The organism is Streptomyces antioxidans (assembly GCF_000968685.2).
Taxonomy (GTDB): Bacteria; Actinomycetota; Actinomycetes; order Streptomycetales; family Streptomycetaceae; genus Streptomyces; species Streptomyces antioxidans.
Genome location: NZ_LAKD02000026.1, coordinates 18,366 through 29,140, shown reverse-complemented (window position 1 = coordinate 29,140; position 10,775 = coordinate 18,366). Strand labels below are relative to the sequence as shown.

The window sequence follows — 10,775 nt, the reverse complement described above, 5'->3', positions numbered from 1 at the left end:
GTGCCAGGGCCTCGATCACGTGGCTGATCAGCGGTCCGGCGGCGTTGAGCCGCTTGTTGTAGGCGGACTGCTGGGGCAGGTAGCGGAAGAGGTGTCCCAGGCGGGCGTGTGCGAAGCGGATCCACTGGCGGGCCGAGGGGAAGCCCAGCAGGACCTGGGCGACCGCCAGGCACAGCAGTTCGGCGTCCGTGAGTTTCGGAGGTCGCCCGATCCGGCGACAAGGGGCCACATGGTCGTCGATGAACACGTACAGTGCCGCCAGAAGGGCGTCCAGGCCAGAAGTCACACTCAGGCCAACGGACGCCCTTCGCCATGGTCGCGGCCAACCCAGACATCGGACTCATTCATCTAGGCCCCCGGGGGCGCTCCGCCCCGTTGCCGGGGGCTGGGGCGGAGCCCCAGTTTCGGGAAGGGGCGGGGTGGGGAACAGCCCGCCGCAGGCGCCAAACCGGGCCGCCCCCCTACGCCACCGGAGCCAGGGACGGCACCTCCCGGATGCCGAAGCGATGCCGTAGCGCCGACAGCGCCGCCAGATAGCCGCACATCCCGTGGACCCCCGGCCCCGGCGGCGTCGCCGATGAGCAGAGGAAGAGGCCCGGCACCGGGGTGCGGTACGGATCGAGGCGCGCCACCGGCCGGGCGACCCCCTGCCAGACCGTCATCGCGCCCGAGCCGATGTCCCCGCCCACATCATTGGCGTCGTACGCCTCCAGCCCCCGCCCCGACATCCCGCGCGCCGCGAGCACCGTGTCGCCGAACCCGGGAGCGTATGTCTCGACCCGGGAGCGGATGAGCTCCACCGGGTCCGTGTCGTCGCCGTTCGGCACATGGGCGTAGGCCCACACCGGGCGCCTGCCGGGCCGGGCACGCCCGGGATCGGTGACGGCCGGGTCGACGAGCAGGACGAAGGGCGCCCGGCTGCGCACCCCGCGCGCGGTCCGGGTCTCCTCCCGGGCCAGCTCGGCATGGGTGCCGCCCAGGTGTACGGTCCCGGCGCGCCCCACGGCGGGGTCCGCCCACGGGATCGGCTCGCTGACCAGGAAGTCGGCCTTCGCGGCGGCCGGGCCGTAGCGGAACCGCCGCAGCGCCCGGGCGTAGCGGTCGGGCAGCGCCCGCCCGGCGATGTCCAGCAACCCCGGAACACCGGTGTCGAGCAGCACCGCCCGATATCCGCCCAGCTCACGGAGGTCGCCGATCGCCCGCCCGGGGTGGAAGGTGCCGCCGTGCGCGGTGATGTCGTCCACCATGGCCTCGGCGATCCGGCCGCTGCCGCCGCGCGGCAGCGGCCAGCCGGGGCCGTGCGCCAGCTGCCCGAGCAGGGCCGCCACCGCGCCCCCGGCCAGGCTGGGCAGTTCGCCCACGGCATGGGCGGCGACCCCGGTGAGCAGGGCGGGCGCCGCCTCACCGGCGAAGCGGGCGGCCCCGAGCCGGGTGCCGTGTACAAGGATCCGCGGGGCCAGCAGCAGCGGTGCCACCGGATCGCGGGGCAGGGCGCGCTGCCCGGAGAGGAGGAAGTCAACGACGCCCTCGCCGTGCCGCACCAGCGGCCCCATCAGCCGCCGCCAGCGCTCACCGTCCGGGCCGAGCCCGGCGCAGGTGGTCCCCAGATCGCGGTGGGCGAGCGCGGCGCGGCCGCCGTCCAGCGGATGGGCGTAGGAGACCGCGGGCGTCAGCAGCTCCACCCCGCGCGCGGCCAGGCCGAACTCGCGGAAGAAGCGGGAGGCGGCCGCCATGGGGTGGACCGCCGAGCAGATGTCATGGGTGATCTCCGGGTCGAAGAGCGGCTGGGTGCGCAGACCGCCCCCGATGTCGGCTGCGGCCTCGTACACCGCCACCCGCAGCCCGGCGCGGGCCAGCGTGACGGCGGCGGCGAGCCCATTGGGCCCGCTGCCCACGATCGCCGCGTCACCCATCCCGCCGCACCTCCTGACCGCGCCCGCCCGAAGGGCCTCCGTGTCCTGCCGCACGAGTTCCTCGTACGACGTGTCCGAACCGGCCGGAAGTGGAACCCGGAGCGCCGCACCCCCGCGGCTCCGCGCCCCACCGCGGGTCGCCGCCGCTCAGTGCGGCAGAATCGACGGGGCTTGGACAAAAACACCAGGAGGAAGCGTGTCCGGATTCGTCGAGAAGCCCGAGCCGGTCGAGGTTCCGGGCCTTCAGCACCTGCACACCGGCAAGGTGCGCGACCTCTACCGGAACGAGCGCGGTGAGCTCGTCATGGTCGCCAGCGACCGGATCTCCGCCTACGACTGGGTCCTGCCGACCGAGATCCCCGAGAAGGGCAAGATCCTCACCCAGCTCTCCCTCTGGTGGTTCGATCTGCTCGCCGACCTCGTCCCCAACCACGTCCTGTCCAGCGAGCTGCCCCCCGGCGCCCCCGCCGACTGGGAGGGCCGGACTCTGGTGTGCCGGTCGCTGCGGATGGTCCCGGTCGAATGCGTGGCGCGCGGCTATCTGACCGGCTCCGGTCTGGCCGAGTACCGCGAGACCCGTACGGTGTGCGGAATCGCCCTCCCCGAGGGGCTGACCGACGGCTCCGAGCTGCCCTCGCCGATCTTCACCCCGGCCACCAAGGCCGCGGTCGGCGAGCACGACGAGAACGTGGCGTACGAGGAGGTGGCGCACCGCGTCGGCGCCGAGCCCGCCGCCCAGCTGCGCCAGGCGACCCTCGCCGTCTACAACCGGGCCCGGGAGATCGCCCGCGCCCGGGGGATCATCCTCGCCGACACCAAGTTCGAGTTCGGCTACGCGGAGGCGACCCTGGGTGCGGAGAGCGCCGAGCCGGTGCTCGCCGACGAGGTGCTGACCCCGGACTCCTCCCGCTTCTGGCCCGCCGACCAGTGGGAACCCGGCCGCGCACAGCCGTCCTTCGACAAGCAGTACGTCCGCGACTGGCTGACCTCCCCGGCGTCCGGCTGGGACCGCGGCGGCGAGCAGCCGCCGCCCCCGCTCCCGGCTGAGGTCGTCGAGCGGACGCGCGCGAAGTACGCGGAGGCTTACGAGCTGCTGACCGGCACCAGCTGGAAGTAGACCGGAGGCCGGGAGGCCCGAAGGCCCGCACGAACGACCAAGGGCCCCGGCCGACCGGCCGGGGCCCTCACCTTCACCGAGCGGACGACGAGGCTCGAACTCGCGACCTCAACCTTGGCAAGGTTGCGCTCTACCAACTGAGCTACGTCCGCCTGCGCCGGGCTCTTCCGATCCGACGCGCCTCTACTATAACCAAACCCTCGACCGCTGAACTACCACCCCGGGCCGACGCCCCCGGCGACGATCAGCTCGTCACCCCCGGGGCCGAGGGGCGGAGCCCCCGGTGGCTGGCGCGGTGACATGCGCCCGAAAACGCCCGAGGCGCCGGTCGGTTCGACCGGCGCCTCGGATCTGGAGCGGACGACGAGATTCGAACTCGCGACCCTCACCTTGGCAAGGTGATGCTCTACCAACTGAGCCACGTCCGCATGCCTCCGACCGGCTTTCACCGATCGGCGCGTGCACCACTCTATCCGATCCTCGTCAACAGGAGGCCGATAGACGATGAGAGCGGGTGACAGGGATCGCACACTGCGCCTCCCCCTTGGAAAGGGGGCGCTCTACTACTGAGCTACACCCGCATGGTGTCTTCCTCGGGGTTTCGGCCTTTCGGCCTCGCCCCTCGGCGTGCTCCAGACTTTAGCGGATCACCCGGGGTGGTGTGCAACTCGGCTGAACGGGTGCCCCGGAACGGGTGCCTCAGGCCGACGAGCGGATGCCTGGGGCCGAAGCGCCGGGGATGCCTCAGGCCGACTCGTCGAAGGCTTCGTAGACCTTCTTGGGGATCCGGCCGCGCGGAGGCACCTCCATGCCGTTCGACCGGGCCCAGGCGCGCACCGCGGCCGGGTCCGGGGCGACGGCGGTGCGGCGGTAGGTCTTGCCGGAGCGGGCCCGCTTGCGGCCGGCCTCCACGTACGGCGCGAGGGCGTCGCGCAGTTTCGACGCATTGGCAGAGTTGAGGTCGATCTCGTACAACTTGCCGTCGAGTCCGAACGTGACCGTCTCTTCCGCTTCGCCTCCTTCGAGGTCGTCAGAGAGCGTGACTACTACGCGCTGCGCCACGGATATCGGTCCTTTCGGGCTGCATCGTTGCGTTGACGTGCAAAGATGTCAGCTGTCCAGTTGTGTCCAACAATGCTTTTTCATTTGTACAGTGACTGGCATTGCATTGTGAACCCCAGTAATTCCATCCGCGTGTCACGCCGCGATCGGGACCATACGTTTTTCCCTGACCTTTCCCCCTCAGTTGCCGCCGGTGATGCTTAAACGTGACCGAATCCTTGCATATCTACTCGCGTAGAATTTTGTCCGGGGTAGGCTTGGGCACCGCCTTACGCACCAGCACCACACCACCGGGAGTGCCAGTGGCACGCGTCGTAGTCGACGTCATGCTCAAGCCGGAGATCCTCGACCCCCAGGGCCAGGCGGTGCAGCGAGCACTGCCCCGCCTCGGTTTCGAGGGGATCGCCGACGTCCGCCAGGGCAAGCGCTTTGAACTCGAGGTGGAGGGCCCGGTCGATGACGCCGCCCTCGCCCGTATCCACCAGATCGCGGAGACCTTTCTGGCGAACACCGTGATCGAGGACTTTTCCGTGAAGGTCGAGGTCGGCGAGGGTGCCGACGCCACCGCCGGGCAGGGCGCCACCGCCGTGAAGGCGGAGTCGTGACCGCACGCGTCGGAGTCATCACCTTCCCCGGCACGCTCGACGACCGCGACACCCAGCGCGCGGTCCGCGCCGCCGGGCTGGAAGCCGTGGCCCTGTGGCACCGCGACAAGGACCTCAAGCAGGTCGACGCGGTGATCCTGCCGGGCGGCTTCTCCTATGGCGACTATCTGCGGGCCGGAGCGATCTCCCGGTTCTCCCCGGTAATGGAGTCGGTGATCGGCCAGGCGAAGGCCGGTATGCCGGTGCTTGGCATCTGCAATGGCTTCCAGGTGCTCACCGAGACCCATCTCCTCCCCGGTGCGATGCTGCGCAACAACCATCTGCACTTCATCTGCTGTGATCAGAAGTTGCGAGTGGAAAACGCGGAGACCGCCTGGACCCACTCCTATGAGCGGGGCCAGGAGATCAACATCCCGCTGAAGAACATCGACGGCCGCTATGTCGCCGATGAGCGCGTCCTCGATGAACTCGAGGCCGAGGGACGGGTCGTCTTCCGCTATCAGGAGCTGAACCCCAACGGCTCGCTCCGCGACATCGCCGGTATCTGCAATGCGGCGGGCAATGTCGTCGGCCTCATGCCCCACCCCGAGCATGCCGTCGAACCGCTGATCGGCACCGGTCGCACCGACGGTCTCGGATTCTTCACCTCGATCCTCAAGAGGCTGGTCAGCGCATGACCCTGGACACCACCAAGCACGCGGCGCAGACCCCGGAGGCCGAGCAGCCCTGGGCCGAACTCGGCCTCAAGCAGGACGAGTACGAGCGCGTCCGCGCCATCCTGGGCCGCCGCCCCACCGGCGCCGAGCTCGCGATGTACTCGGTCATGTGGTCCGAGCACTGCTCGTACAAGTCGAGCAAGGTCCACTTGCGGCAGTTCGGCGAGAAGGCCCCCGAGAGCGACGCGCTGCTCGTCGGCATCGGCGAGAACGCGGGCGTGGTCGACGTCGGCCAGGGCTATGCGGTGACCTTCAAGGTCGAGTCGCACAACCACCCCTCGTACATCGAGCCCTACCAGGGCGCCGCCACCGGTGTTGGCGGCATCGTCCGTGACATCCTCGCCATGGGCGCCCGCCCGGTGGCCGTGATGGACCCGCTGCGCTTCGGCGCCGCCGACCACCCCGACACCAAGCGGGTGCTGCCCGGTGTGGTCGCGGGCATCGGCGGCTACGGCAACTGCCTGGGGCTGCCCAATATCGGCGGCGAGGTCGTCTTCGACCCCTGCTACCAGGGCAATCCGCTGGTCAACGCGTTGTGCGTGGGCGTGATGAAGCATGCGGACATCCATCTCGCCAAGGCGTCGGGCACCGGCAACAAGGTGATCCTCTACGGCGCCCGCACCGGCGGCGACGGCATCGGCGGCGTCTCGGTCCTCGCCTCCGAGACCTTCGACACCGCGGGCGACAGTGCCTCCGGCACGGGAAAACCCACCAAGCGCCCCGCCGTTCAGGTCGGCGACCCCTTCCAGGAGAAGCTGCTCATCGAGTGCACCCTGGAGGTCTTCAAGGAGGACCTGGTCGAGGGCATCCAGGACCTCGGCGGCGCGGGCCTGTCCTGCGCCACCAGCGAGCTCGCCAGCGCCGGCTCCGGCGGAATGCGGGTCGAGCTCGACACCGTGCCGCTGCGCGACTCCTCGCTCTCCCCCGAGGAGATCCTGATGAGCGAGTCACAGGAGCGCATGTGCGCGGTCGTGAAGCCGGAGAAGGTCGACCGCTTCCTGGAGATCTGCGAGAAGTGGGACGTCCTCGCCACCGTCATCGGTGAGGTCACCGACGGCGAGCGGCTGGAGATCTACTGGCACGGCGAGCAGATCGTGGACGTCCCCCCGCGCACCGTCGCCCATGAGGGCCCGGTCTACGAGCGCCCCTACGCCCGCCCCGCGTGGCAGGACGCGCTCCAGGCCGACGGCGCGGACAAGCTGCCGCGCCCGGCCACGGCCGAGGAGCTGCGTGAGCAGGTCCTCAAGGTGATCGGCTCCCCGAACCAGGCGTCCAAGTCCTGGATCACCGATCAGTACGACCGCTTTGTGCAGGGCAATACGGTCCTCGCCCAGCCCGAGGACTCCGGCATGGTCCGGGTGGACGAGGAGACGGGCCTCGGCGTGGCCGTCGCCACGGACGGCAACGGCCGCTACGCCAAGCTGGACCCGTACGCCGGGGCACAGCTCGCGCTCGCCGAGTCGTACCGCAATGTGGCCGCGTCCGGCGCCAAGCCGCTGGCCATCTCCAACTGCCTCAACTTCGGCTCGCCGGAGGACCCCGCGGTGATGTGGCAGTTCGCGGAGGCCACCCGCGGCCTCGCCGACGGCTGTCTGACCCTGGGCACCCCGGTCACCGGCGGCAATGTGTCGCTGTACAACCAGACCGGGGAGGTGGCCATCCACCCGACGCCGGTCGTCGCCTTCCTCGGCGTGATCGACGATGTGGCCCGCCGCACCCCGATCGCGTTCGCGGAGGAGGGCCAGCTGCTGTACCTGCTGGGCGACACCGCGGCGGAGCTTGGCGGTTCGGCCTGGTCCCAGGTGATCCACGACCACCTGGGCGGACTGCCGCCGAAGGTGGACCTGGAGCGGGAGCGGCTGCTCGCCGAGATCCTGATCTCGGCCTCGCGCGACGGCATGGTGGACGCGGCCCACGACCTGTCCGACGGCGGTCTGATCCAGGCGCTCGCCGAGTCGTGTCTGCGCGGCGGCAAGGGCGCCCGGATCGTCGTCCCCGACGGTCTGGACCCCTTCGTCCTGCTGTTCTCCGAGTCCGCGGGCCGGGCGATCGTCGCCGTACCGCGCAGCGAGGAGGTCCGCTTCAACGACATGTGCGGGGCCCGGGGCCTTCCGGCGGCCCGCATCGGCGTGGTCGACGGCGACGCGATCGACGTCCAGGGGCAGTTCTCCATCCCGCTGGCCGAGCTGAGGGAGCCGTACGAGGCGACGATCCCGGGTCTGCTGGCCTGAGGACCGGCTGAGCACGCAGGCCGTACGGCCCGCACCCCGACGGCGGGGAGTGGGCCGTACGGTCCGTCCGAATCTGTTGCACTTCGTCCGGAAGCGGGCTCACTGCCCCCAGAAGGCGTTGGTGGCGTCGATGTCCTCGACGCACTGGTCGATGTCGCTGATCTTCCCGTCGACGATGGTGAAGAACAGCCCGGTCTTCATGTCCAGCGTGCGGTTGCCGCGCTCGGCGCGGACGCGGAGGCCGGAGATCACATGCCCGCGCCCGTCGGGCAGCACCGACTCCAGATCGACCCGCAGCGTGCCACCGGTCTCCTCGAACTCGGTGCGGTACAGCCGCATACACGCGTCCCGGCCCTTGTGGAGTCCGGAGATCATGCTGTCCCCGGGCATGTGCTGCGTGACGTCGGCCGTCAGCAGCGTGCTGAAGGTGTCCAGGTCGCCCTGCTGGAACGCGGTGCAGGCGCGGCGCACCACGGTGGCATCGGGGTGCTCGCCCATGGTCGTTCACACCTTTCGTTCTGATGGATACCGATCTGTCCCCTTCTCTCTATCCTCCTCTCCATCCTCCGTCCGCCCCATGGGGCTGTCGATAGGCTCGGCGCCATGCCGCCTCGTCCCCGTGCCCGCGCTCGCAGCTATGACCCCGTCAAGACCCGGACCGCCGTGGCCGCGCAGCTCCGGCAGGTGCGGAAGGCCGCCGAGGGGCTGGACGGGACGGCCCTGGACGCCCCCACCCGGCTCGGCGACTGGACGGTCCGGGAGCTGATCGCGCATCTGGGGATGGCCGTGACGTCCGTCGTACGCCTCCTGGAGCGGCCCGCGCCGCCCGCGCGCGAGGTCGTCACGGTCGCCGGCTGGGCGGCGGCGGTGGCCGGGCACTCCGGGCCGATCGCCGAGGAGACCCGCGCTCTCGCGGCGGACACCGGGCCCGGCGAGCTGCTGGAGCGCGCCGAGGCCCGGTTCGCCGAGGTGGCCGCCGTCGCGCCCGCCGACCGGCTGCTGGCCGCCCGGGTCGGGGCGATGCGGCTGGACGACTACCTGGTCACCCGCTGTGTGGAGCTGGTGGTCCACGCCGACGACCTGGCGGACGCCACCGGCGTCCCCGTGCCGCACGACCGCCAGGCGCTGGCCACCGCCACCCGGGTGCTCGCCGACGCCCTCGCGGCGAAGGCGCCCGGCGGTTCGGTCGAGCTCCGGATCCCGCCGTTCGCCGTGGTGCAGTGCGTCGAGGGTCCCCGGCACACCCGTGGCACCCCGCCGAATGTCGTGGAGACCGATCCGCCGACCTGGATCCGCCTTGCCACGGGCCGTCTGACCTGGGCCGAGGCCCTGGAGTCCGGGCCGCTGACCGCGAGTGGCGACCGCGCCGACCTCTCCGCCCACCTGCCCGTGCTCGGCTGACCGGCCCGAGATGTGATCCTTACCTCGGACCGGCGCCTCCGCGCGGGCCGTGCGCAGGTCGGGCGCGGGTCCCGGGGGCCCGTGAGCGGTGCGGAGAATGTGACTTACGCCCTCCTGACGGGTCCCTCGTTCGGAGGCACCGCCGAACTGGCCTAGACTCGATGGCGTGCCACGTGGTGACGGACGACTCAGCCACGACCTGCTCCCCGGTGAGAAGGGCCCCCAAGACGCCTGCGGCGTCTTCGGAGTCTGGGCACCGGGAGAAGAGGTCGCCAAACTCACCTATTTCGGGCTGTACGCACTGCAGCACCGCGGACAGGAGTCCGCGGGCATCGCGGTGAGCAACGGCTCCCAGATTCTCGTATTCAAGGACATGGGCCTGGTCTCACAGGTCTTCGACGAGACCTCCCTCGGCTCCCTGACGGGCCATATCGCGGTCGGTCACGCCCGCTACTCCACCACCGGAGCCTCGGTGTGGGAGAACGCCCAGCCGACGTTCCGGGCCACCGCCCATGGCTCGATCGCGCTGGGCCACAACGGGAACCTGGTCAACACCGCCGAGCTGGCGGAGCTGGTCGCGGCCCTGCCCCGGGACGGCGGCCGGGCCACCCAGGTGGCCGCCACCAACGACACCGACCTGGTCACCGCCCTGCTGGCGGGCCAGGTTGACGAGGACGGCAAGCCGCTCACCGTCGAGCAGGCGGCCTCCCTCGTGCTGCCCAAGGTCAAGGGCGCTTTCAGCCTCGTCTACATGGACGAGCACACGCTCTACGCGGCGCGCGACCCGCAGGGCATCCGGCCGCTGGTCCTCGGCCGCCTCGAGCGCGGCTGGGTGGTGGCGTCGGAGACCGCCGCTCTGGACATCGTGGGCGCGTCCTTCATCCGCGAGATCGAGCCCGGCGAGATGGTCGCCATCGACGAGAACGGGCTGCGCTCCACCACCTTCGCCGAGGCCCGGCCCAAGGGCTGTGTCTTCGAGTACGTGTACCTGGCCCGTCCGGACACCGACATCGCGGGGCGGAACGTCTACCTCTCCCGGGTCGAGATGGGCCGCCGTCTCGCCAAGGAGTCCCCGGCCGACGCCGACCTGGTGATAGCGACGCCCGAGTCCGGCACCCCGGCCGCCGTCGGCTACGCCGAGGCCAGTGGGATTCCGTACGGCTCCGGGCTGGTCAAGAACAGCTATGTGGGCCGGACCTTCATCCAGCCCTCGCAGACCATCCGGCAGCTCGGCATCCGGCTCAAGCTGAACCCCCTCAAGGAGGTCATCCGGGGCAAGCGCCTGGTGGTCGTCGACGACTCGATCGTCCGCGGCAACACCCAGCGCGCCCTGGTGCGGATGCTCCGCGAGGCCGGGGCCGCCGAGGTGCACATCCGGATCTCGTCCCCGCCGATCAAGTGGCCGTGCTTCTTCGGCATAGATTTCGCCACCCGCGCCGAGCTGATCGCCAACGGTCTCTCGGTCGAGGAGATCGGCAAGTCGCTGGGCGCCGACTCGCTGGCGTACATCTCCACCGACGGCATGATCGAGGCGACCACGATCGCCAAGCCGAATCTGTGCCGTGCCTGCTTCGACGGTGAGTACCCGATGGACCTGCCGGATCCCGAGCTGCTGGGCAAGCACCTCCTGGAGTCCGAGACGCAAGGGCAGAGCAGCGGCGACGCCGACGGTGTGACGACGCTGACCGCCGGTGTCGGCGGCGCCGACGCACTGCGCCGTCCCTGAGCGC

At 70.7% G+C, this 10,775-nt stretch carries 9 protein-coding genes, 3 tRNA genes and 1 pseudogene; 6 read left to right on the top strand and 7 right to left on the bottom strand.

All coding sequences use genetic code 11. The features are described from left to right. Both VT50_RS10220 and VT50_RS10215 read right to left on the bottom strand, forming a co-directional pair. Positions 1–286 (bottom strand): annotated as a pseudogene (locus VT50_RS10220) (IS982 family transposase); the annotation flags it as partial. A gap of 175 nt (positions 287–461) precedes the next feature. Further along, complete coding sequence (locus tag VT50_RS10215; protein ID WP_046086502.1) at positions 462–1,913, bottom strand: phytoene desaturase family protein; 1,452 nt, start codon at positions 1,911–1,913, stop codon at positions 462–464. A 196-nt stretch (positions 1,914–2,109) separates the two neighbouring features. On the opposite strand from VT50_RS10215, the gene VT50_RS10210 reads away from it, so the two are divergent. Then, on the top strand, positions 2,110–3,030 hold the full coding sequence (locus VT50_RS10210; protein WP_046086501.1) for a phosphoribosylaminoimidazolesuccinocarboxamide synthase: 921 nt from the start codon (positions 2,110–2,112) through the stop codon (positions 3,028–3,030). Between the two features lie 79 nt (positions 3,031–3,109). Here the strand turns inward: VT50_RS10210 and VT50_RS10205 are convergent. The 4 genes from VT50_RS10205 to VT50_RS10190 form a co-directional block, all read right to left on the bottom strand. Then, a tRNA-Gly gene (locus tag VT50_RS10205) sits at positions 3,110–3,182 on the bottom strand. 200 nt (positions 3,183–3,382) lie between these two features. Beyond that, positions 3,383–3,458 (bottom strand) — tRNA-Gly (locus VT50_RS10200). A gap of 81 nt (positions 3,459–3,539) precedes the next feature. Next, positions 3,540–3,611: transfer RNA gene (locus VT50_RS10195), tRNA-Gly, on the bottom strand. Positions 3,612–3,774: 163 nt separating this feature from the next. After that, positions 3,775–4,092 carry a histone-like nucleoid-structuring protein Lsr2 gene (locus VT50_RS10190; protein ID WP_037953281.1) on the bottom strand — a complete coding sequence of 106 codons (318 nt, stop codon included), beginning with the start codon at positions 4,090–4,092 and terminating at the stop codon, positions 3,775–3,777. Positions 4,093–4,388: 296 nt separating this feature from the next. Here VT50_RS10190 and purS point away from each other — a divergent pair, with 296 nt between their 5' ends. Genes purS through purL form a run of 3 tightly spaced genes read left to right on the top strand, consistent with a single transcriptional unit; the run spans position 4,389 to position 7,644 of the window. Beyond that, positions 4,389–4,697 carry a phosphoribosylformylglycinamidine synthase subunit PurS gene (gene purS, locus VT50_RS10185; RefSeq protein WP_075200359.1) on the top strand — a complete coding sequence of 103 codons (309 nt, stop codon included), beginning with the start codon at positions 4,389–4,391 and terminating at the stop codon, positions 4,695–4,697. Then, complete coding sequence (purQ, locus tag VT50_RS10180) at positions 4,694–5,374, top strand: phosphoribosylformylglycinamidine synthase subunit PurQ (protein WP_046086499.1); 681 nt, start codon at positions 4,694–4,696, stop codon at positions 5,372–5,374. Before purS ends, purQ begins: the two co-directional genes overlap by 4 nt. Continuing rightward, on the top strand, positions 5,371–7,644 hold the full coding sequence (purL, locus tag VT50_RS10175; protein ID WP_046086498.1) for a phosphoribosylformylglycinamidine synthase subunit PurL: 2,274 nt from the start codon (positions 5,371–5,373) through the stop codon (positions 7,642–7,644). The genes purQ and purL overlap by 4 nt, the downstream gene beginning before the upstream one ends. A 99-nt stretch (positions 7,645–7,743) precedes the next feature. Here purL and VT50_RS10170 read toward each other — a convergent pair whose 3' ends face one another. Continuing rightward, positions 7,744–8,142 carry a nuclear transport factor 2 family protein gene (locus VT50_RS10170; RefSeq protein ID WP_046086497.1) on the bottom strand — a complete coding sequence of 133 codons (399 nt, stop codon included), beginning with the start codon at positions 8,140–8,142 and terminating at the stop codon, positions 7,744–7,746. A gap of 105 nt (positions 8,143–8,247) precedes the next feature. On the opposite strand from VT50_RS10170, the gene VT50_RS10165 reads away from it, so the two are divergent. Continuing rightward, positions 8,248–9,045 carry a maleylpyruvate isomerase family mycothiol-dependent enzyme gene (locus VT50_RS10165; protein ID WP_046086496.1) on the top strand — a complete coding sequence of 266 codons (798 nt, stop codon included), beginning with the start codon at positions 8,248–8,250 and terminating at the stop codon, positions 9,043–9,045. Positions 9,046–9,211: 166 nt separating this feature from the next. Continuing rightward, positions 9,212–10,771 carry an amidophosphoribosyltransferase gene (gene purF, locus VT50_RS10160; RefSeq protein ID WP_046086495.1) on the top strand — a complete coding sequence of 520 codons (1,560 nt, stop codon included), beginning with the start codon at positions 9,212–9,214 and terminating at the stop codon, positions 10,769–10,771. The last annotated feature ends 4 nt before the right edge of the window (positions 10,772–10,775 follow it).

Excerpts from the sequence above, each read along its gene's own strand:
- VT50_RS10215 (WP_046086502.1), bottom strand. The coding sequence starts at position 1,913 with ATGGGTGACGCGGCGATCGTGGGCAGCGGGCCCAATGGGCTCGCCGCC.
- purL (WP_046086498.1), top strand. The coding sequence starts at position 5,371 with ATGACCCTGGACACCACCAAGCACGCGGCGCAGACCCCGGAGGCCGAG.
- VT50_RS10170 (WP_046086497.1), bottom strand. The coding sequence starts at position 8,142 with ATGGGCGAGCACCCCGATGCCACCGTGGTGCGCCGCGCCTGCACCGCG.
- VT50_RS10165 (WP_046086496.1), top strand. The coding sequence starts at position 8,248 with ATGCCGCCTCGTCCCCGTGCCCGCGCTCGCAGCTATGACCCCGTCAAG.